Genomic DNA, 23,182 nt, shown 5'->3' with positions numbered 1-23,182 from the left:
GAGGCTCCCTTTCTTCCGTGAAAGAGTCTTGCAATCTCCTCTATTCAGGAGTGTTCGGTCAGTTTCCGCGCCCAGAACCAGCCGACATCCCCACCACTGCATTGGCGGGATTGCACCGGTTTGGACGAAAAAAACCGATGGTCCGGTCGAGACGATCTTTCGCTAGACTGCGTCCTTCGCAAAATACCCCGTTTTTCCAGCACCATGAAACCACCGACCGAATCGAAGTCCACCAACGACGGTTCCGTGTCGGAAGCCCAGGCGGCTTTCGATGCTTTGACGATTCCGCAACAAAGGGCGGCTGTCTTCCGATTGCAGGCTGGCCGCGAAACCGTGGAAGCTTTTGCGGTGGCCTTCATTCTGGCTCTGTTGTTTCGTGCCTTCATCGCGGAAGCCTTCGTGATCCCGACCGGATCGATGGCGCCCGCGTTGATGGGGGCTCACAAGGATATTTTTTGCGACCAATGTGGCCAGCAATTCCCGATCGGCGCGAGTTCCGAGAATCGCACGCCGGCACTCGAGTTGGCGGTGGTCGGCGGAATTTGTCCGAATTGCCGGCACGTGAACTCGTTGGACTTGGCGAACGATCCGAACCATCAAACGTTCAGTGGCGACCGGATTTTAGTCAGCAAATTCGCCTACACACTGAAAGATCCCAAACGCTGGGATGTGATCGTCTTCAAGGTTCCGGTCAACCCGAAGCAAAACTACATCAAACGCCTCGTCGGATTGCCCGAAGAAACCGTATCCATTCGTTACGGAGACGTCTACGCGAAGCAGAACTCAGATTCCGACGTGTCGGGAATCGGTGCAATTCAACGCAAGCCACCTGAGAAGCTGATGGCGATGAGCCATCTCGTATATGACAGCAGCCACCAGGCTCAATCGTTAATCGATGCGGGATATCCCTCGCGATTGCAACCCTGGAATCCTGGCGATGATTCGGTTCCAACTGATTCTTGGGCGGTCGATCAGTCTAAAGATGGTGTGACGGCAACGGTTCAGGCCGCTGAGGGGCAAACCAAGTGGCTCCGCTACTATCACCACTTTCCAAACCAGCAGCAGTGGAATGCAGCCATCGCCGGTGAGTCATTGGCGGACGTGGACCCGCGAAGCGGTCGACTCGTGACAGATTTCTACTCCTACGATGCATATTTGCACGTGCGTTCCGATCGTGTTTACGACCAGAAACCAACGCCGGTCAATGTGTCTCGTTTGCAACGCATGTTGGGCAAGACTCGTTCCGATGGAGTTTTTCGACTGGATTATAAATCCGGTGGCGACCTGTCTCAGTTCCGAGATACAGTCAGCTTTGGCGAAAATTACCATGGGTCCGGCGGTGTTCACTGGGTTGGTGACTTGATCGTCTCCCAAAACATCGAGACGTCGGCCGATGCGAAACAGCTCAGCTTTGAAATCGTCGAAGCCGGCGTGCGGCACCTTTGTGAAATCGATTTGAAAACCGGTGAAGCCAAACTGACACTCGATGACGGAGAGGTTCATGCGTTTGATGGAGAAGGCAACGTGCACCCAGTCGCGGTGACCTCTGTGCGGGCCGGCGAGCAGCACGATTTTCGATTTAGCAACGCGGACAACGAACTCACGCTTTGGATCGACGACGAAGTGGTTGCTTTCCAGTCGCCAACCACTTTCGATTTCGAGTCCATTGTCCCCGCCGATGAAAATCAGCCACGGTACGCTGGACCTGGCAATCCTTTGGACTCGGCGCCAGTCGCCATCGGTGTGAACGGGGGATCCGCGACTCTGAATCAGTTCGTGATCCGCCGTGACAAGTACTACATTGCGATCGATAGTAGGGAACTTGATATGCTCGATTATGACATGGGTGCCCTGCGTCGCTTTGTCGGTGCCGGCACGCGAACTGAAGAGATTGTTCGCGACATACAGCTTCTAATGGGTGAACCCACAATCTGGGCGGATTTCCCGGGCTGGCAAGAACGTCGCACGGTTTCGTTTCGCATGGAAGAAGACCAATTCTTTCCGATGGGTGACAACAGTCCCGCAAGTTTGGACGCACGGTGTTGGGCCGGCAATAAAACTCGGCTGGGCAACTACTCAAGCCCCGACAAAGATGCCTACAAATTCGCGGACGTTTCGTATGTCCCGCGAGATCTGTTGGTTGGCAAAGCGTTGCTGGTGTTTTGGCCGCACCCCTGGAAGTCGCCGTTGCCGTTTTGGCCCAACTTGGACCGGATGCAACGAATCAAGTGATTCACTGAAAGGAATCGAATCATGAGTGACGAATTTACACCAACGTCCTTTCCCACCGAATCTCCTTCGGGGCACGACGCAATGCCGCAGTCCACCGAGCCCGTTTTGGAAGCGGTTGGTTTGCAGAAGACCTACGGTCGTCGTCGCGTCGTCGATGGAGTGAACTTGCACGTGGGTGAGGCAGAGATCGTTGGTCTGCTCGGGCCAAACGGCGCCGGTAAATCGACCAGCTTTCGTATGATCTGCGGACTGGTCCAACCTGACCAAGGCCGAGTTTACTTGGGCGGACAGGACGTCACTGATTGGCCGATGTTCCGGCGTGCTCGTGACGGGCAAATGGGGTACCTGCCGCAAGAGCCCAGCGTCTTCAAAAAGTTGACGGTCGAACAAAATATCTCGGCGCTGTTTGAGTTGCTGGGCGTTGATCGCAAGCAACGCAAGCTGCGGACGAATGAGTTGTTGGAAGAGTTCAACATCACGCACATTCGAAAGAGCCGAGCAGCAGGCTTGTCCGGTGGTGAACGCCGCCGGCTAGAGATCGCACGTTGCCTGGTGTCGAACCCACGCATCGTGATGCTCGATGAGCCGTTTGCGGGGATCGACCCCGTCACTGTGCAATCCATTCAAGGCGTGATTCAACAGCTTCGCGATTCCGGGATTAGCGTGTTGATCACGGACCATGCGGCCCGGGAAATTCTGACCACCGTCGACCGTTGCTATGTGATCTACCAAGGGCAAGTGCTGATCGATGGAACGCCGGAGGAAGTCAAACGACATCCGAAGGTGCGTGAAGAGTACCTGGGTGACCTCGATGCGGCTGCGGGCTCAGCGGTCGACAACACCCATGCGGCTCCGGCCCAACCTGCGACGAATGAATTCCGAATCGATCCCGCCCACGCTCAACAACCACCGCCCGCAACACCTGCTGCTGCGAAACCTCGCCGGCAAGTTCCTCGGCGTCGCGTGACCGACGTCTGACACCAACCTGATTAGCACCATGTCTCCTTTGATTGCCGCCGACAAAATCGAGGCGGCTCGCCAGCGAATCGCGAGCGTCGTTCGCCACACACCGCTGATGCGAAACGCTCGGCTCTCAGCTCTTTATAACGCCGAGATTCTGCTCAAGCGTGAAGACCTGCAAGAGGTCCGAAGCTACAAAATCCGCGGCGCTTACAACCGGATGTCGCAACTCAGCGAATCGCAACGCGCCGCTGGAGTGGTCTGTGCCAGCGCAGGCAACCACGCTCAAGGATTCGCCTACGCTTGCCATGCGATGGAGATTCAAGGCCGAGTCTTCATGCCCGCGGTCACGCCCAAGCAAAAGGTCGAAAAGGTCAAACTGTTTGGCCAACAACATGTCGAAGTCATCCTCATCGGTGACACGTTCGATGATGCTGCGGCCGAAGCTCACCGTGCCGCCGAAGAAGGTTTGACCTACATCCCTCCCTTCGATGATCCCGCCATTATCGAAGGACAAGGAACGGTCGGTGCTGAGATTTTAGAAGACCATCCCGACCCGATCGACATCGTTCTGGTTGCAGTCGGTGGCGGCGGTTTGGTCTCGGGGCTGGGGAGCATATTCAAACAGCTTTCACCCAAGACAAAGATCATCGGGATCGAGCCAGCTGGAGCGCCGGCGATGCACGATAGTCTTCGCGAAGGCAAAGTCGTCACACTGGACAAGATCGACAGCTTCGTCGATGGAGCCGCGGTCCGGCGGGTCGGTGATTTGAACTTCGAAATCGCTCAACTCGTGATTGATGAAATGGTCCTCGTTCCCGAGGGCAAGGTCTGCAGTGTGATGTTGCAGCTTTACAACGACGAGGGCCTCGTCGTGGAACCCGCGGGGGCTCTGTCGATCGCGGCTCTCGAGCAACTCGCTGGTGAACTGCGAGGCAAGACTGTTGTTTGTGTCGTCGGTGGCAGCAACAACGACATCACTCGCACCGAAGAAATTCGCGACCGAGCGATGTTGTACGAAGGCCTGCAGCACTACTTCATCATCAAGTTCCCTCAGCGAGCCGGAGCGCTGCGAGAGTTCTTGAACAATGTCCTCGGCCCTACCGACGACATCACGCACTTCGAATACACCCGAAAGCACAATCGCGAAACAGGACCGGCGCTCGTTGGTTTGCAAGTGGCTCACCGTGACGACTACCAAGGTTTGCTTGACCGAATGGCGGCCAGCAACTTCGAGTACCAAGTCGTCAACGAACAACGAATGCTGTTCGAACTGCTGGTTTAACCGTCGAGCGAGCTGCCGCGATACTGCCAACCGTGGTTGCGTTCGTTGCCCTTGAGATGGCCCCGTTGTTGCAGTCGGTTGCGACAACGTGTTTCGCCCAACTATTAACGCGATTCGTGTCGCGCCCGTTCACTGCGTTGTGATTTTGAAAGCGTGTGTGAACTCTTGGCCGGACTCGCTTCGGATCATCACCAAAACATCCTGGGTACCCGTGACGCGACGGGGCGTTTTCCATGTGATCATTCCTTTGGAAGAAACCCTCATCGCCTTTGGAGCCGAGACCAATTCGAACGACACGTCGCCAGTCCGAGTGTGGGCATCGATCTGATATCGATAGAGACTGCCAACTCGGACTGTTGTCGGTGGTCGTGACGCGACGTAGAGATAGTCAACCTCGGATTCGTTGAGCTCTTTTTCCACGTCGATTTCGTGGAGCTCCAACAGGTTGTTCGAGTCGGGCAAAGTGACAAGCAGGTTCGCTCGTGGTGCAAAGATCAACTGGCGGTCTAGCGTCATCTTCTCTCGCCCATGGAAATCACTGTAACTGCCCGGACCAATCTGAATGTCCTGGAACGTAAGCAACGGCGTTGTGGCGCCAGCAACGTGCAGATGGACATGACTTTGTTTGGCATTCTTCCCAGCTTTGGCGTCATCTCGAGGGATGTTGATGCAGTAGTCCCCGCTTATAGCCGGAACGAAAAAGCTGTTGTTGCGAAGCTCGTCGTTGTGTGCAAAAGGTTTGGTTTGGGACGTGAAAATACCTAAGCCCGTGTACATCAAATCGCCGGCCGGATTGGGTTGGATATAGCCCATCGTTTTGTGTTCGTAGAACATGGAGGCAGTTCGGTCGCTCAACAGTAGCGTCCTGAATCCTCCTGGCGATCCACGGGTTCCCCAGAAGCTGAACGCCCGACCGTTGGCACTCACGCGGACGCGGTTGTCGGGACCTGCTCCGGGGATTTTCCCCTCGCGTTGGTAAACTTCGTCGCGGACCAAGTAGGGAATGGGTTGCATTGTTTGAGGGTGCAGCAGCAACCCGTCACTGTCCTTTGCGCCCGCGAACACCGGACCGCTGACCTCATGTCCCGTCGCGATCACGTCAACCGGTTGAGCGAACGGTAGTTTCGCCGAACCCTCTTTCTTAAATTCGGTGTAGTTCCATCGTTGAAGGACGTTCTCGCGGCGAAGCGCGACGTAGAAGAATTTTCCTCCACCAGCGATGCGGACGTCCGAGTCTTCGAGAGGAACGTACTGCGTGATCTCTCTTTTTCCGATGTCAAAGAATGCGAGTTTCTTCAACGAGCTGAGCCGGAAAATGACGTAGCGTCCGTTGTTGCCGATTGCGTAGTCGTCAAACGTCGCAGGCAACTTGATAGTCGCTCGTCGACGCTCCATGGGGATCACATCGAAATTGGTGTCGGGGTTCGAATCGGCGGCGTGTTCTTCGCCATTTGTATGTTGCGAAGGAACGATCTCGCCAACCGCGAGTGCGTCGCGAATGCGTGATTCTGCTTTCGCCTTTTGTAGTCCCTGGATGCCAGGCAGTGCGATTTGATAATAGTACCCCGCGTGCAAGGTCGCGGCTTTTTGTTCGGCATCACTCAACGATTCAGCGGATTTCCACCACAAGTCCGCAACGTTCAAACAGGCTGCCGCCGTATCCTTGTCTGGTTTCCTATTCGCGAGACTTTTCAAAAGAATTCTTTCCGCTTCGGCAGCCACGGCAAGCGTTTCGTCGTTGCCGGCCGCTATCAAGTCCAAAGCGATCTGCCACTCGTTCTTCAAGAACCCGTAGAACTTTCCAACGGCGAGAGACTCCGCTGGTCCGAGTTTTGTGACATCGTCTTGAAACTGACGCAGTTCGTCCGCGATCTCGTTGAACTGGGATTCCATCACAACAATCTGCTTCGCCAGCTTGTCAGCTCGGGTGCTGGTTTCCCAGTCGCGACCTCGCTTGGCATCGCTACTCGCGGCAGCGATGAGTTGCCGCGCCGCATCGTAGTCGTCCATTGCGATCGCGGTATCAGCCAACTCCAATAGCTGATGCTTGGTCGCCCCGTAATGATTTGACGAGAGGCGACCGGTCACGGCGATCAGGGTTTCGGCGCGCAATTGGAATTCGTCGACGTGAAATGACTCCACGAGCGCCTCGACTGACTTGATTGCCGTTTCGGCGTCACCCGCACGAACCGCGATGTCCTTCGCCAATTTCAGCATCACGAACCGGCCTGCGGAATCGTCCACCGTTTCCATCCCGGCAGCCAAGACTTTTTGAGCGACTTCGGACTGTTGCAGTGTTGTCTTTGCGGACCGATATTCGTCGCGGTAGATGTCCTGGACCAACTTCGCGACGCGAGCTTGATCTTCTTTGGCGGGCACATCGACCCTTGCATCCTGCCCCTGCGCTGACGCAATGAAGGAAAGTGAAGCGAGCGTGAAAACGAGGATTCGGTGCATCCAGCGGGAAGCAATCGGCGATGACGGCATGCAAGTTCGATCAGTGTGGGAGACGGGCGAAGCCGATTCTAAATCGATCCCAACCCAACATCAAATCACCCGCCATTCAACCAACTCAGTCGCACCGTGCCGTAGCACCAATTTGCGAAGCCGGTGCGCAAGCTACATCGGGATGTGAGCCGCATTGCGTTAGCCACAGTTCCCACGCACAACCGGCGCAAACGCCCAAGCGGCTCACAGGACGAAACCAAACAGTTCCCGCCTATCTTATTGGATGTTTTGCACGCAAACTCAAATCAAAAGGTCTCGTCGCCGATACTTGCACGAAGTCGGGTCACCGCCTCACTGTTCCCGAAATCGTTCATCGACTGGACTCAATTCAGCGTTGGTCATGACGTTCAGCGTCTGAAGAATTTGACGATTGAATCTCTTCAAGTCCACTCACGCACGGCTCGAGATTCAAACATAGTTTGCCAGCTTCAACCCTGCCTTCGAGGCCCAGCGGCAAAGAACATGCTTTTCTTTGTCGGTCGGCAGTCGATTTGCCTTGCCCCTTGCCTGTGTAATCAGTCGCGACCCATTTTGAACTTCCACGGTGAGTGACTTCACGATCCCATCATACGACTCGATCTCCACTGTCCAGATCGAACAGCGGCCACGGGCACAGGACGAAGCGTACGTCGCCACGCAGTGTTTCAGTTGACGACCTTCTGCAACCAGTGCCTTGCTACTGAGCAATTCTCGGATCGTCCAGCACCTGTAGTTGGGTTTATCCAATGAGCCTTCTTTGAGTTCGAAGCTCTCGATCCCGCTTGGTTGCCACTGACGCATCTGTTGCGTGTTATCAGTGGCCAGCTTTCGATGCCATTCGTCAACACGCCGTAGAAGCGACTCTGGAGTTCGCCCTTTCATCGACAGGTTCGGTTGGGGTGGGGACAGGACTCGACCGATGGTGTCGTGCGAGGGGGTCCCGTGAGGGGGTCCCGTGAGGGAAATCTGCAAAGCGACTGAGCCAATCGAGTCGTTCATTTCCAAAGCACTCGATCTCTTCGGGACCGTCGGCATCGGCGATCGTCGCAGCAACCACTAGGAACAAAATGGAGTTCAACGGATGCGTGGTTCGTCCTGGAACGCGTGGGCCTTCGATTTGATCAAAGCAGTCATGAAACACATCAATTTGCGAAAGCATTGCCGTCTCCATAGCAGGGCATGATTCAAACGAGTTCACGCAATCTTTCGCAACAGGTCTTCACCAAGACAACCGGCAATCGAATACTTCTTCCGATATTTGATGCGATCGCCGTGGATCGGACGCGGATGCCACCGTCACCGAACGAACTCGCGAAATTGGTGTTCGCCGCGCACTCGGTGCAACACGAAGCGACATCATCGGTCAATTCTTGATCGAGACCGTTGTGCTAACGGCCAGTGTAGGAATCGCGGGAGTCTTGTTCGGGTTGTCTGTTGGCCCAGTGTTTCGGCTGGTCAAACGTGTCATCTCAACGATTTCTCCCGAGTCATTGCCGCCAATCGTCAATTCACTTGAGCCTCGGATTGCGATGTGGTCCGTCGTTCTGTCGCTTGGCATTTCTCTAGGAGTCGGCGTCCTGTTTGGCGTCTATCCGGCTAGGAAAGCGGCCTACCTAGATCCGATTGAGGCGCTGCGCCATGAATGATGAAATTTCGCTGTATTTGAAAAATCGATTGTCCACGATCACCGGCACTGTCGGGTCTAACTGGTCGGGTGTCGTTGATGATGGCCTGGTTTCTCCAAAGCTTAGGACTGACAAACGGCACTCGACATTTTCATTTCAGCATCGCACGATCAACAGGTAGCGGAAGTCGTCAAGACTTTCGGTCAGGCGAAACCGAAACTCTTGACGAGTTCCGCTACCTCAGAACTTAATCGCGCAATGCGTCACGTGGCGGCATGAAGGCTCATGACAAGCATCGCTGAACCAAACACCGACCAGGCCGATCGCCTCCCGGCAAGCGACTATGCGTTTCGAGTCGAGGACATCTATCGAACGTATTTTCTCAAAGGAGAAACTGTTCACGCCTTGCGAGGTGTTTCGTTTGATGTGCTGCAAGGTGAATACATCGCGATCATGGGACCATCGGGATCGGGGAAAAGCACGCTGCTCAATGTGCTTGGTTGCCTCGATCGACCGACGAGCGGCAAGTACCTCCTGGCCGGCGATGATGTTTCGACAATTAGTGACTATCAGTTGTCGCGAATCCGTGGTCGTCGAATTGGGTTCGTCTTTCAATCGTACAATCTGCTGCTGCAACTCAATGTGATGGAAAACATCAAGGTGCCGCTGCAGTACCAGGGTTTGATCGGCAAGGACGCGAACGAAAAATGCCGCGAACTTGCTCAGCAGGTTGGTCTGGGTGACCGCTTGTATCACAAACCAACTGAATTGTCCGGAGGTCAGCAACAACGAGTGGCGATCGCTAGAAGTCTCGTGAACGACCCCTACTTTGTTCTGGCGGACGAAGCGACCGGAAACCTGGATTCCAAAACCACGGACGAAGTCCTTGACCTTTTTCAGAAGCTGAATGAAAGCGGCAAGACGATCGTCATGATCACGCACGAGGACGAAGTCGCTGAACGAGCGAAACGAGTGATTCGATTGCGTGACGGCCTGATCGAGTCCGACGAGCGGAATGAGTAGCAATCCAACCTGATCACGAAGGCCGATGGAGAGAAATGAAATTCCGTATTGCACGCACAACCCGTCGTAGCGGAAGTCGTCAAGACTTGCGGTCGAGCTGCGATTCACGTCGTCAGGGCTTTCGGCCAAGTCGGATGCCGAAACTCTTGACGCGTTCCGCTACGTGCCTCTCGGCGATTGTACTCTTCGTCGCTCTCGCGTCATCGTATGGGCATGCCTACGCCGTCGACTCGATCGACCGGCCCAACGTCCTATTCATTGCCGTCGACGATATAAACGACTGGGTTGGATGTCTTGGCGGACATTCTCAGGCGAAGACTCCCAACATCGACCGGCTTGCGAGAAAAGGCGTTCTCTTCGAGCAAGCCCACTGCGCCGCTCCACTTTGCAGCCCGTCGCGTACCGCGATCATGATGGGGCTTCGTCCTTCAACGACCGGCATCTATGGCAATCTGAACTGGTTTCGCGACATGCCGCAGTACAAGGATTGGGTGTCGCTCCCGCAGTATTTCCGCAGGCACGGCTACGTCGCTTGGGGAGGCGGCAAACTTTACCATCAGGCTCACGGCAAATTCTCCGACGCTGCGGCCTGGGGTCATGTCTATTCCACTAGCACCGGCACTCTCCCGCCGCCGAAACACGAACGCTACAAGCATGGTTTGCGGCCGAAATTCGAATCCAACCCGATTCTCGCGCGTCTCATCGACTGGGGACCAACCGATCACGCGATCGAAGCCAATCCCGATTGGAAAACTGCGGAAGGTGCCGCTCAGTTTCTACAGCGAGATCATGACAAACCCTTCTTCCTCGGTTGTGGCATCTACCTGCCACATCTTCCCTGGTATGCCCCGAAGAAATTCTTCGACATTCATCCAATCGAAGACATCAAACTCCCACCGTACGAGCCGGACGATTTCGACGACATCCCCGCCATTGGCCGGCGGATGGGCGAACGTCACATCAGACACATTCGCGAGAGCGGCAAATGGAAGGAAGCCGTCCAGGGTTGCCTCGCAGCGGATTCGTTCGCGGATGCCTGCGTCGGGCATGTCCTCGACGCATTGGAAAACAGTCGTTATCGAGACAACACGATTGTTGTCCTTTGGGGCGATCACGGCTACGACGTCGGCGAAAAGAAGATCGCGAAGTCGGCGCTCTGGGAACAGACGACCCGGACACCGTTGATTATCTACGCCCCCGTAGCGAAAGTCGTCGAGACTTTCGGCGATCAACGGGCTACGGGGCCGAAAGTCTTGACGACTTCCGCTACGCCCAAGCAGCGTCCGAATGTCGTCACCCTCTACGCCGACGATCTTGGTTACCGCGACATCGGCTGCTACGGCGGTCCCGTCAAGACGCCCGTTCTCGACAAGTTGGCCGCCGGTGGGGTGCGTTTCACCGATTTCCACTCGGGCGCCCCTACCTGCTCCCCGTCGCGCGCCACGTTTCTAACAGGCCGTCAGCACTGCCGCACAGGAGTCTACTCGGTCCTCGACGAGCGTTTTCACCGGATGCACCTCCTGGAGAGCGAAACGACGATCGCCGAAGTGCTTCAAGAAAACGGCTATGCCACCGCCCACTTTGGCAAGTGGCACCTCGGCATGCCTGTCCAGAATCGCAAAAATCCCACTCCCACCGATCATGGCTTCGACTACTGGTTCGGTGTCGTCAACGGTCCTGGCCCCAGCCACAAGGACCCAACCAACTTCGTGCGCAATGGAAAGCGAGTTGGAACCATCAAAGGCTATTCCTGTCAGATCGTCGTCGACGAGGCTCTTACCTGGCTCGATCAAAAGCGTGACGCCGACGAACCCTTCTTCCTCAATCTCTGGTTCAATGAACCGCACGACCCGATCGCGGCACCCGACGAGATCGTTTCACAGTATGGCGGGCTCAACGAACGGGAAGCAATCTACAGTGGCACTATCGACAATACAGATCGGGCCATCGGGCGACTCGTCGCTAAGCTTGAAAAACTAGGTGAGCTGAACAACACCATCATCATCTACTCCTCCGACAACGGCAGTTACCTGCAAAAGCGAAACGGTGAGCTGCGTGGAAAGAAGGGGGCGCTTTTCGAAGGCGGGCATCGCGTCCCGGGCATCTTCTACTGGAAAGACGGGATCGCCGGCGGACGAGTCGAGAAGGAACCGGCTGGAGTCGTTGATCTTCTCCCCACTCTGTGTGGTCTGATCGGCATCGACAAACCCGGGGGCGTGCATCTCGACGGCTCCGACCTCGCACCGTTGCTCACTGGCTCCGATTCATTCAATAGGCATCAACCCCTGTTTTGGATGGCTGAGGCAAACATGGTCATGAGAGTGGGTGACCATACACTCTTCGCTACCAGTACTGCGAAATCGCCAATCGACTTCAAGAGCGCCGATCGACTCATGCAGGAAGTCAAAGAAGTCCTTGGCGATGATCTTGAGAAAGAGTTAGGCGGAATGGATCTTCGCTCCCGAATGTTCAACGGGAACTTCGCCAATCCCGAAGCCAATCGACTGAGGGCGCAACACCGGAAATTGTATTACTTCCAAGAGTCCTGGATCCCGGAACTCAAAAAGAGCGGACTTGGTCGTGTCGAGCTGTATGACCTCTCCAAGGATCTCGGTCAGCAAGAAAATATTGCGGAAAAGCATCCCGAACTCGCCGCCCGGTTGAAAGAGCAAGCCGCTGCCATCCACCGAAGTGTGATGGCGGACGCGCCAGAGTGGCCCGCCCCCGAAGAACTGGCCGCTGCGAAGAAGTCTCAAGAGAATACACGTGATTGGCCCGCCGCCGGCACATCCGATACCGCGAAGCTCCTCGCTCGCATCGACAAGAATCCTCTTCCCCAAGGCTACGACGGAAACAACCATCAGTCTTACGTCGACCGCGTCATGGCCGGTCTCAAACCCGAACAGCGTTCCCAGGTCGGCCAACTCTGGAAAGAAAAACGCCGTCTCGATCCTGACATGCCCAATCCGGGAGCGTCTTTCGTCAAAATCCTCACCCACGTTGCCGGAAGCAAGGGAGACAGCGAAAAGCCACCAATCCGTAGCGGAACTCGTCAAGAGTTTCGGTAGCCTCGCAATGGTTCGCGTCCATCTTCGAAAGTCTTGACGACTTCCGCTACGAAGACATCGCCTGTACGTCTCAACATGACGTTCACAAATCACGCGAAACCCCACCATTGACATTGGAAATGAAAGAACCAGACCATCTGCAATCACGGCTGATCTATCGATCGAGTGTGCTTGTCGCAGTCATCTCCTTGCTCGTCGTAGGCCTGGCGGCAAAGGCTGCGGAGCAGAGCGTTCCGCCCGTGGTCGACGCCGACTGGGAGAGCTACAACAACGGGGTGAGCGGTTGGAGATACAACGCTGACGAGAAAACTCTGACGCCGCAGACGGCTCCGCAGCTAGTCGAAAAATGGCGGTTTCCGCCGGATGGTTCGACAGCGGAGATCGGTGTGATCCACGGGACACCGGCGGTGGTTAACGGCTACGTCTACTTCGGCACAGGATCGTTTCCGGCCTTCTACAAACTCAAGCCAAACGGCCAGGTGGCCTGGGTGTTCCGTCCTGGCGAGGGAGCGACGGTCGAGTTGCCCAAGGGCGGCTTCAATCGGATCGATGCTGGTGCCGGTTTCCTGGCGTCCCCACTGGTCACGGACAAAGCGGTATACATCGGCAATAATGCTGGCGTTTTTTATGCACTCGACCGGCTGACCGGCAGGGAGTTGTGGAAGGTTGACACCCGAACGCTAGGTTTTCCCGGTCATCACGACGCCAATCTTTTCAATGCTTCGGCTATCCTCGCGGACGGAAAAGTCATCGTGGGCGGGGGCGGTTACGAGCATTCGCAGCCCATCGATCCGAACTATCCCTGCTGCCAGGGGCGTGGTTTCGTCGTCGCTTTCAACCCGGACGACGGTGAGGTGGTTTGGAAGTACGAGGTCGGTGAGAAGCCACGTCTGTTCAGCAAGCCGATCACGATCGAGGACGTCAAGGGAACGCGTACCTACCACTATGGACCATCGACGAGTTCGGTCTGGTGCACGCCGTCCTTCGATGCCGCCACGGGCACGATCTTCTTCGGAACAGACGTGCACAATTCACCGCGCGAACCAACGGAGGACGACGCTCGGCTCTACACCGAGTACTCTGCCGCCGTGATCGCGGTGGACGTCAAGAACGGCGCCGAGAAATGGGTCACCCAGTTGAACAAGAATGACGTCTTCAACCATGCAATGGCCGGGTATGATCCGGCGGCTGGGGTCTACAAAGACTGTTCCGTTGGTGACACGCCCAAGATCTATACGCTGCCCACGCCCGATGGGTCACCCGCCACAGTGCTCGGCGTCGGCTGCAAGAACGGAGGCTTCTACCTGCTTGACTCGGCAGACGGGCGCATTTTTGGGAACACGCCAGTTTACACGGGCAAGCCGAAGTACCCGCTGGATCCGAAACGCCATCCTCGGATGATCGCGTTACCCAGTACGATTGGCGGTATCCAGACAGGTTGCGCCACCGACGGCAAACGCGTCTTCACCAATGGTATCGACTGGCTCACCAGCACAACGATCACGCCGGACTGGCCGGAAGCCGGTCGCGTTGTTTGTCTGTCGGCCAACCTTGCAGACGAGCATTGGCGACACGAGCGGCCACGCATTCGGGTGCCCGGTTACGACGGCGGTGACCCAATCGCTTCGGGCATCGCCTTGAACGCTGGCGGCATCGCCTGCTTCACGAGCACGGTCAGCGAGCGCTTGATCGTCGTCGATGCAATGACCGGAAGGACGGTCAAGGACTTGCACGTCGGCACAGTGTGGAGCGGGCCGTCGATCTCTCGGGGCCGAATCTATGTCGGGACCGGGAGCATGCTTTTTCTGAAACAACAATTAGAGGGTTCCCTGATCTCCTTTGGCCTCCCCGGAGAGGATGAAATCGATCGCATGGGAGCGGGAACTGAGTAACGCGAAAATCGAGCAGAGAAGTATAATGATAATGAGTCGAAATCAAATCCTTGCCGTTGGCTTGTGTCTGCTGGCACTGCCTTTCAACCTTCCTACCTTTGCGCAGGAAGACGTGTCGCGAGCCGCCTGGAAGGCCAAGCCCTACCCTCCGCTGCCTGACGACGTGATGCGGAAGCAGGTGGTGATCTGGAGCGATGGAACGCGCATGGCTGGCGACGTGTACCTGCCAAAGAATGTTGCCGCAGATGTCAAGCTACCCGCCATCGTCTTCGTTCATGGTACGGGCGGAGTAAAGAAGATGCCGTGGTCGATCAAGCTAGGCGTCGAGAGTGCCCGGCGCGGCTACGCCTTCCTCAACTTCGACTACCGCGGTTGGGGCGAGAGCGACAGCCGATTGATGATGCTGGAGGAAATGCCGGAACCGGATGCCGAGGGCAAGGTCGCCGTCAAGGCACGCGCGATCCGCTGGCAGATGGACTTTGGTGACCAAATCACCGATATCCGCAACGCCATCGGCTTCATCGCCGGTGAACCGAACGTCGACTTTGAACGCATCGGAGTTTTTGGCACCAGCTACGGCGGTGGACTGGCAACCTGGATGGCCGCGAATGACCCGCGTGTCAAATGTGCCGTCGCGCAAGTGCCGGGCATGGGAGGGCAGCGCGGTCTACCTTACTACCAGCATGCGTACACCCTGATGGCTCAACAGGCTCGCGGCGAGGTCGAACCGGTTCCCTTCAAGACCGGAGCTCCAGGCGGAACGATGGCCGCTTATAAGCACATTCGCTACAACCCTTCGAAAAACGTCGTCTACGATGTTTTCCGAGCGGTGGAAAAGCTCAAGACCCCACTGATGATCATCGATGCTGGCAACGAGGAGTTGATGGACATTACCCAGCAAGGTGGGCTTGTGGCGCAGATCGTAAAGGAGAACAGCTCACCCGTTGAATACCATGTCATCGAGGGCATGACTCACTACGGTATCTACGGCGAACATCAGGATGCAATCCTGAAAATGGAACTCAACTGGTTCGACAAGTATCTCAAAAAGTCAAATGAGTGATAATGCTATACCAGCTATTTCTTGAATATGTTCAGTTGCCACGATTTAAGCGACTGAATTAATAAGATGAAAACGATCCTCAAATTCTTTTGCTTTCTGTTGCCGGCTTGCCCCGGTTTTGCCAAGGCCGCTACGCCTCCGACTCAAAGCGAAACTCGTCACGAGTTTCGATCGGACGAGGGTGGTGATTCGAAAGTTTCGACGACTTTCGCTACGCCTGAAACGAATGGTATCGAAACGAAGACTCGCATTCATCGTCTCGCCACAACAAAGCGTTCTGTCTTCGATGCGTTCTCCTACGTGAACCGCATTCCAGATCAATCGTACGACGAAGAAACGCCGGAAGATTTCGCCGCACGGATTTTCAGTCGTCTGGCGAATCAGGAAGGACGAATCCTGCTGAAGGCACCGCCCGGCATGGATCGGCCTGCCTACGAAGGCTTCAAGACGTTTCTCAGGTACGAAGGAGCGGCCAGTGTCGGCAATTGTGCCGCCTGTCATACGCTGCCCGATTTCCGTGACGGTAGATCGCACATCGTCACCAAAGCAGAGGAAGCGATGCTCACGCCGTCGTTGCGAGACTCTGTCAGTCGCGGAGTTGACCTGCAGAAGGCAATGAAGTTGAAACTCGACGCGTTGCATCGAAAGCAATCCGGAGACGCGGATGAGATCAGCGACGAGTATTCCGTCATGCAACTGAGCGCAGAAGACAAGTCGAACCTGATCGCATTTTTGAAGCTTCTTGATGACGTCTCTGATGAGCGTTTTCGGGAGCTGATTCTGAAAGCCACGGTGCTCGATACGTCGTCAGACTCTGAGTGATGGTTTTTGGAGAGAATTTCGTCCACGATTCGGACGTTTTCGTGGTTCTGTTATATGTAGCGGTCGGCGACCACCGACTGGAATGCGTCAACGTCCGTGAATTGCTGGCCCTGCTGGAGAACTGATTGATGAGAAGCTGGATATCATTGTTCGCTATGACTGCCGTGAGTCTGTTCATGATCGGCCAGTCGCAGGCAGAATCCATTCGCGGCACGATCGTCGATGCATCCGGAAAGGCGATCGAAGGCGTCATGGTGTCCGCAATCGACGATGCGCATCGCAAGTGGACCTCCGTATTCTCGCAAAAGGATGGTTCGTTCGAGATCACAGGTCTGCGGAATGTTGATCACAACATTCGAACGCGGCTGATGGGGCTCGCCGACCAGTGGAACAGCAAGATCGCGGCGGGAACTGACGATCTTACGATCAAAACGCGCGGAGCCGAAGGCGAAGAACTCGAACTGCAACGTCCGGCCAGCAGTGCGTTCAGCATGCTCAAGTTCGACGACCCGCGGGACCGCATGAACTTCAAGATGATGTGCTCCTATTGTCACCAGATTGGTTCCCTGGGGTTTCGCACACCCGAAAAGCCGGTCGACTGGGAAACCATGATTCGCCGCATGGATGGTTTTGGTGGTCTTTATCCGCACACGCAGGACAGCATTGTTCAGCGTCTGATGGAGACTTACAAAGACGATGCCGTCAAAAATTGGCCTGAATTCCAACCACCGCCGCCGTCAACCGGTGCGGCCGCTGCTGCCACAATCACCATGTGGGAGCTGGATGAGCCGCTGAAAGGTTCCTTTCACGACCTGGAAATCGGCCCAGACGGCAACGTCTACGCCGTCAACATCAGTCAGCATCGATTGCTCGTCCTCAATCCGAAAACGGGAGAACAGCGAGCTCAGCAATACCCGCGCGGCACGTATGGTCCGCACTCGATCGAAACTGCCAACGACGACAGCATGTGGACCACCATGTGCGCGACGGGCCAAATGGTGCGGTATGACGTTACAACTCGGGAGTTCGAAACCTACAGCAGCGCGGAGGCGCCCAAACGGCGTGGCGGTTATCCACATACGTTGCGAATCAACCCGGAAGATCCAGAAGGCCTGATCTGGTACACCGACGCCGGTTCGAATTCATGCTTCTGGATTCATCCGGAAACACATGAAGTCAAAGAATACAAGCTGCTCAACGCCGGACAGGCCATGGGCGCAGGTCGAGGCGAATCGCGAGGCATCACGCCGTATGGAATCGACTACTCACCCATCGATGGAAAGATTTGGTATTCCAAGCTGAATGGCAACCGCATCGGTCGCATTGATCCGACCGCCCCGGACGGCGACATCAAAGAATGGAATCCGCCCTTCCGAGGCCCTCGTCGTTTGCACGTCGCTCCCGATGGTATGGTTTGGGTGCCCGGGTTCGGCTCAGGCGTCTTTGGCAAGTTCGATCCGACCGACGAGAAGTGGACCGTCTACGAGTTGCCCGATGCCGAGAATCAGATTCCGTACGCGTTGAATGTCGACAAGAACGGCATCGTCTGGGTCTGCGGCACCGGTAACGACACCATCAATCGCTTCGATCCAAAGACGGAAACGCTGGTCGAATACCGTCTGCCCACGCGAGTTTCCTACACGCGTGAAATCGAGTTTGATGATGACGGTAATGTTTGGACGAGCACTTCGGGGCCGGCCCGGCACATGGAGCGCGGCGTTGGTGCCGTGATCCGCATTTCCCTGCCGAAGGTGCTTCCCGAAGGCGGCGGGATCAAGCTCGCGCCGAAGCACTATGACGGCAATCACGATGTGGGCAAACTCGCGGATGCACCCAAGGTCAAACCGTCGACGAGCCTGGGCCACGCTGAATTGTTCGCCAAGATCGACGCGGCACCGCTGCCCGAAGCGTACAAAAAGACGCCTCACCAGGAATACGTCGACAAGCGCATGGCCGCATTTGAGAAACACGAACGCGATCTTGCCGGTTCCCTATGGCATGAATTCCGGCAGACACATCCGGACCGACGCGGCGATGGACAGTTCTTTGTCAAGATCATCGACCACGTCATCAACCACGATTTGCCGGTGAAGCGTCGCTTCGTGAAAAAGTGGCAACACCACGGCTTTGGTAACGCTCCAGACAACCTGGGCCAGCGCAACCTGGAACGAGGAAAACTCGTTTTTGAACAGGCGACGTGTAGCCGTTGCCATAACATCGGTCCGGGGGAAAAGAAGCTTGGTCCCGGTCTGTCCGAGGTTACCAAGCAATTTCGGGGATCCAAGTTGCTGACTCAGATCGTGCGGCCTTCGGCGGAGATCAACAAAGAGTTTCAAACTCAGATGATCCTCGGCGACGATGGTCAAATGAGGACAGGCCTGGTGATCAAGGAAAATGATCAAGAAGTTCAATTCATTCCGAACCTTTTGAAGCCGGAGAAGATTGAAGTGATGCCGAAGGCTTCGATTGAAGCAAGAAAGACAGCGGATATCTCAACGATGCCGACGGGACTGCTGGATACGTATTCGGAAGCTGAAATTTACGATCTGCTCGCCTACATTCAGTCGGTGAGTAAGCCTTGACGAGTTCCGCAGCCCGTCGTAGCGGAAGTCGCCAAGACTTTCGGCAGGCACACTCTGGATGGGCCGAAAGTCTTGACGACTTCCGCTACGTGCTCTCCGTTCTACTCGCACTCATTTTCATTCAACCATCCCATGCGGATGATCTGCAACCACTGATCGAATCCTCCTGCATCGCCTGTCACGACGAGAATACGGAAACACGCCTCGACTTCACGAAGCTCGACCGGAATTTCGAAGACGCCAGTACGTTTCGTGCGTGGGTCAATATCGTGGACCGCATTTCCAGCGGAGAGATGCCCCCGGAATCAGAACCTCGCCCGGACACACCAACGCAAACCGCCGCACTGACGTTCCTCAATACGAATCTCATTGACGTCAACCGCCAACAACAACAAAACAACGGTCGAGTCCCGTCGCGGCGACTCAGCCGGCTTGAATACGAACACACGCTGCACGATCTACTTGGTATCGGTGGCGACATCGCGCGGTACCTTCCTCCGGAAACAAAATCGGACGTGTTCGATGTGGTTACCGCCAAGCAGGACATGTCGAGTGTTCATGTCAAAGGGATCCTCAAAGCTGCCGATGTTGCCCTCGATGAGGCGATTCAACAGGGTGCCAACCCGACGAGGGTGCGCGAACTTGACTACGCGAATTCGCAATACATGAAAATGTGGTTCCAGCGTTCCGTGCGCCGAGGTGGTGGCACGGTCTTCCTGGACGAAGATGATCTCATCATGTTCCGCGGCGAGAACTACAACCTTCGCTCTGACCACAATGGCCTGCGGTTTCCTGTCACCGGTCGATACCGTATCACCGTCATCGGTTCGGCGTATCAGTCGAGGTCCTCGGTGACGATGAGCCTGAAACGCCAAAACGACATTCAGGGTGACAGCGAACTCTTTGCCGCCTGGGACGTCGATGCGAAACTACGCACGGTTTCGACGATTAAATACATGCGCCCCGACGACTTCTTTTACGTAAGCGGTGACGAACTCGAACCGGCACCCGACGGAAAAGTCATTTACAACTCGCAACCCGCGAGCGAATTCAAGGGTGAAGGCGTGCGGGTTCGCAAGGTGCTTGTCGAAGGGCCGCTTGAGTCCACCTGGCCTCCCGAGCGAACGCGAGATCTGTTCCCGGGAGTCCAGTGGGAAGCCGTAAATCGTAGCGGAAGTCGTCAAGACTTTCGGCAGGGCAATGACGCTCGAACCGAAAGTCTTGACGACTTCCGCTACCGTCCCGTCACAACAAAGTCCCATTACGAGCATATTCGCGATGCCGTCGCAGCGCTCGCACCGAGAGCCTTCAGGCGTCCGGTAACTGACAAGGAGATCGAAGACCTCACCAATCTCGCCGCGTCGAGTCTCAAAGCCCAACGGGGCTTTATCGCCAGTGCTCGAGTTCCGTTGCGAGCGATCCTGATCTCCCCTGAGACGTTGTTCCTGATGAACGAAACCGTCGGTAGCGGAAGTCGTCAAGACTTTCGGCAGCCACACTCTAAATCGGACGAGAGTCATGACGATTTCCGCTACGGAGTTTCAACCCTCACACAACACGCACTCGCCAGTCGGTTGTCCTACTTCCTCTGGCGCAGTCCTCCCGATCAGGAACTGCACGGGCTTGCCAATGACGGAAAGCTCTCCGATTCAAAAACATTGGATGCTCAGGTTCGCCGCATGTTGTCCGACGGACGCAGCGAGCGGTTCATCAACGAATTCTTAGATCAATGGTTGGATCTGGGGCTGATCGATGCCACCACGCCTGACAAGTACATGTACCCAGAGTACGACGATGTGCTCCGTCGAGCGATGCTGGCCGAAACGCGCCTCGTCTTTCGACACCTCATCGACGAAGACCTCAGCATCGCCAATCTCATCGATTCTGACTTCACGTTCCTTAACCGGAAACTCGCCGAACACTACGGCATTCCTAACGTCGAAGGCGAAGAAATGCGCAAAGTCATGCTGCCACCGCGTAGCGTTCGAGGCGGCATTCTCACTCACGCCAGTATTGCCAAGGTGACGGCGGGCGGAACCGTAACGACGCCCGTCCGGCGCGGCAGGTTTGTGCTGACGAATCTACTGGGCTTGCCGCCGGGTCCACCACCGCCCGGTGTCGGTTCCATCGAGCCTGATACGCGAGGAGCAACAACCATTCGCGAAACACTTGCAAAACATCAGACGGTCCAGGCTTGTGCCGTTTGTCACCGCCGGATTGATCCTCCCGGATTCGCGTTGGAATGTTTTGATCCGGTCGGTAATTTTCGCACTCAATACCGCGTTAGCAAAGGCGTCAAACGAACCGCCGACGCCGGACTGCGTTTCCTGCACAAAGATTACAACCTTGGCCAGCCAGTTGACTGCACCGGACAGACCGAGGACGGTTTCACGTTCAGCGACATTCGCGAATTCAAACAGCACCTCATGAAGTCCAAGGAGCAAGTAGCGCGAAATCTGGTGTCACAGTTGATCACGTTTGCCACGGGGGCAGAAATCCAGTTCGCTGACAGGGAAGAGGTGGAAGCAATTCTGGACCGGCATGAGAAGGCCGACTACCCGCTGCGCGGACTGATTCATGAGATTGTTAGCAGCCGGATGTTCCAATGCAGGTAGCGGAAGTCGTCAAGACTTTCGGCCTCCACCAACTCCTCGCTACTGAAGACGACCCAAAACAACAATCCGAACTGGCAAGGGTGAGCGGCAAGGCGCTAGCCGCCGGTATGCGCACTGACACTGGCGGCTAGCGCCTTGCCGCTCACTAAATCAACCAGCCGTTGACGACTTTCGCTACGAGAGAGAAATCATGCACACGCCCATTTCACGACGCACCGCGCTCCAAGCATCCGGCGTCGCGCTAGCATTGCCTCTGCTGGATGCAATGAATCCGGCGTTCGGGTTTGAACGCGGGGAGCAACCCAAACGCATGGTGCTGATTTGCAACTCGCTCGGTTTGTTGCCTCAATCACTATTTCCGAAAACAACCGGAACCAACTACGCGAGCACTGATTACCTCGAACTACTTGAGGAACACCGAACTGACTTTACGCTATTTTCCGGGCTGTCCCATCCGGACCAAAATGGGAAGGAGCCGCACGACACTGAAATGACCTTTCTGACTGCGGCGATCAATCCCGGACTCAGTGGTTTCAAGAACACAATTTCTGTGGACCAGGCGGCGGCGATGCATCTCGGTCACGCGACGCGGTTTCCGTCGATCACGCTGGGAAGCAACACTCAAGAAAGTCAGTCCTACAACAGCAACGGCGTCATGTTGCCGGCGGATTGTCGGCCATCGCGCTTGTTTGCGAAATTGTTCCTTGCCGGAACTCCGCAAGAACAGCGGCGACAGAAGCAAAGACTTGCGGAAGGTCGCAGCATCCTCGATGCCGTTGGTGATCAGACAAAATCTCTCAACCGACGAGTCAGTGGAGGTGACCGGAAGCAGTTGGATGAATACTACGCTTCCATACGCACGGCTGAAAGGGAACTCGCCGCGTCCGATGCGTGGCTTGATCGACCCAAGCCAAAGGTAAATGCGAAAGTACCGAAGGACGTCACGGAACCGTCGGAATTGATTCGCAAAATTCGAGAGCTGATGAATCTGATTCCGCTGATGCTCCAGACCGATTCGACGCGCGTGGTCAGCCTGATGATTCAGGATCACGGCGCGGTTCCCAACATCTCCGGTGTTCAGGGGGAGCATCACCCTTTATCTCATCATGGCCAGGATCCTTTGAAGATCGCCCAACTGAAAATCATCGAGTCCGGAATACTCTCAACGTTCTCGAACTTGTTGTCACAACTTGGGCAACGATCGGAACATTGGGAACGACTTTTGGATCACACTGCCGTTCTTTTCGGCAGCAATCTGGGCAACGCGAACGCCCACGACCCGGCGAATCTTCCCATCATTCTTGCCGGTGGCGGCTACAAACACGGACGCTACGTCGCACATGACCAAGACCGGAATACGCCGCTCTGTAATTTGTTTGTGACTCTGCTGCGGCATATTGGTGTCGAGACCGAGCGATTCGGAACCAGCACGGGAATGATCGACCTTTCGTAGCGGAAGTCGTCAAGACTTTCGACCCGCCCCCTTAACAGACCGAAACTCTTGACGAGTTTCGCTACAACCCCAAAC

Annotated in this window: 14 protein-coding genes and 1 pseudogene; 12 read left to right on the top strand and 3 right to left on the bottom strand. The window is 55.8% G+C overall.

The annotated features are described in order from the left end of the window. Nucleotides 1–204: 204 nt before the first annotated feature. Genes lepB through ilvA form a run of 3 tightly spaced genes read left to right on the top strand, consistent with a single transcriptional unit; the run spans nucleotide 205 to nucleotide 4,477 of the window. Nucleotides 205–2,232, top strand: a complete 2,028-nt coding sequence (gene lepB / locus CEE69_RS13810; protein ID WP_233215203.1) for a signal peptidase I — start codon at nucleotides 205–207, stop codon at nucleotides 2,230–2,232. A 21-nt stretch (nucleotides 2,233–2,253) separates the two neighbouring features. After that, the gene (lptB, locus tag CEE69_RS13805; RefSeq protein WP_099261208.1) at nucleotides 2,254–3,210 is read left to right on the top strand and encodes an LPS export ABC transporter ATP-binding protein; all 957 of its coding nucleotides are present in this window, start codon (nucleotides 2,254–2,256) and stop codon (nucleotides 3,208–3,210) included. A 19-nt stretch (nucleotides 3,211–3,229) separates the two neighbouring features. Then, nucleotides 3,230–4,477: a threonine ammonia-lyase gene (ilvA, locus tag CEE69_RS13800; RefSeq protein ID WP_099261207.1), complete on the top strand. Its 1,248-nt coding sequence runs from the start codon at nucleotides 3,230–3,232 to the stop codon at nucleotides 4,475–4,477. A gap of 129 nt (nucleotides 4,478–4,606) precedes the next feature. Here ilvA and CEE69_RS13795 read toward each other — a convergent pair whose 3' ends face one another. The 3 genes and pseudogenes from CEE69_RS13795 to CEE69_RS13785 form a co-directional block, all read right to left on the bottom strand. Continuing rightward, a complete protein-coding gene (locus CEE69_RS13795) occupies nucleotides 4,607–6,964 on the bottom strand; it encodes a hypothetical protein (protein ID WP_099261206.1) in 2,358 nt (785 codons plus the stop codon). A gap of 429 nt (nucleotides 6,965–7,393) precedes the next feature. Further along, nucleotides 7,394–7,846 (bottom strand): PcfJ domain-containing protein, encoded by a 453-nt coding sequence (locus tag CEE69_RS13790; RefSeq protein ID WP_099261265.1) that lies wholly within the window; start codon nucleotides 7,844–7,846, stop codon nucleotides 7,394–7,396. Nucleotides 7,847–7,863: 17 nt separating this feature from the next. Further along, nucleotides 7,864–8,135: pseudogene (locus CEE69_RS13785) on the bottom strand (transposase family protein); the annotation flags it as partial. 145 nt (nucleotides 8,136–8,280) lie between these two features. Here CEE69_RS13785 and CEE69_RS13775 point away from each other — a divergent pair. From CEE69_RS13775 to CEE69_RS13735, 9 genes are all read left to right on the top strand, one after another. Next, nucleotides 8,281–8,610, top strand: a complete 330-nt coding sequence (locus tag CEE69_RS13775) for an ABC transporter permease (RefSeq protein WP_099261204.1) — start codon at nucleotides 8,281–8,283, stop codon at nucleotides 8,608–8,610. A gap of 264 nt (nucleotides 8,611–8,874) precedes the next feature. After that, nucleotides 8,875–9,612 (top strand): ABC transporter ATP-binding protein, encoded by a 738-nt coding sequence (locus CEE69_RS13770; RefSeq protein ID WP_099261203.1) that lies wholly within the window; start codon nucleotides 8,875–8,877, stop codon nucleotides 9,610–9,612. Nucleotides 9,613–9,758: 146 nt separating this feature from the next. Next, entirely contained in the window at nucleotides 9,759–12,680 is a 2,922-nt protein-coding gene (locus CEE69_RS13765; protein WP_158231028.1) for a sulfatase-like hydrolase/transferase, read from the top strand. Nucleotides 12,681–12,799: 119 nt separating this feature from the next. Beyond that, nucleotides 12,800–14,572 carry an outer membrane protein assembly factor BamB family protein gene (locus CEE69_RS13760; protein WP_099261201.1) on the top strand — a complete coding sequence of 591 codons (1,773 nt, stop codon included), beginning with the start codon at nucleotides 12,800–12,802 and terminating at the stop codon, nucleotides 14,570–14,572. After that, a complete protein-coding gene (locus tag CEE69_RS13755) occupies nucleotides 14,538–15,635 on the top strand; it encodes an alpha/beta hydrolase (protein ID WP_099261200.1) in 1,098 nt (365 codons plus the stop codon). The genes CEE69_RS13760 and CEE69_RS13755 overlap by 35 nt, the downstream gene beginning before the upstream one ends. Before the next feature lie 66 nt (nucleotides 15,636–15,701). Continuing rightward, nucleotides 15,702–16,457, top strand: a complete 756-nt coding sequence (locus CEE69_RS13750) for a hypothetical protein (RefSeq protein WP_099261199.1) — start codon at nucleotides 15,702–15,704, stop codon at nucleotides 16,455–16,457. 128 nt (nucleotides 16,458–16,585) lie between these two features. Next, nucleotides 16,586–19,039 (top strand): virginiamycin B lyase family protein, encoded by a 2,454-nt coding sequence (locus tag CEE69_RS13745; protein WP_099261198.1) that lies wholly within the window; start codon nucleotides 16,586–16,588, stop codon nucleotides 19,037–19,039. Further along, nucleotides 19,036–21,654, top strand: coding sequence for a DUF1592 domain-containing protein (locus CEE69_RS13740; protein WP_099261197.1), 2,619 nt, complete (start codon nucleotides 19,036–19,038; stop codon nucleotides 21,652–21,654). Before CEE69_RS13745 ends, CEE69_RS13740 begins: the two co-directional genes overlap by 4 nt. Before the next feature lie 190 nt (nucleotides 21,655–21,844). After that, entirely contained in the window at nucleotides 21,845–23,107 is a 1,263-nt protein-coding gene (locus tag CEE69_RS13735) for a DUF1552 domain-containing protein (RefSeq protein ID WP_099261196.1), read from the top strand. The last annotated feature ends 75 nt before the right edge of the window (nucleotides 23,108–23,182 follow it).

Source organism: Rhodopirellula bahusiensis, assembly GCF_002727185.1.
Taxonomy (GTDB): Bacteria; Planctomycetota; Planctomycetia; order Pirellulales; family Pirellulaceae; genus Rhodopirellula; species Rhodopirellula bahusiensis.
The sequence above is the reverse complement of the archived record's forward strand: the minus strand, read 5'-3'. Positions and strand labels throughout refer to the sequence as shown.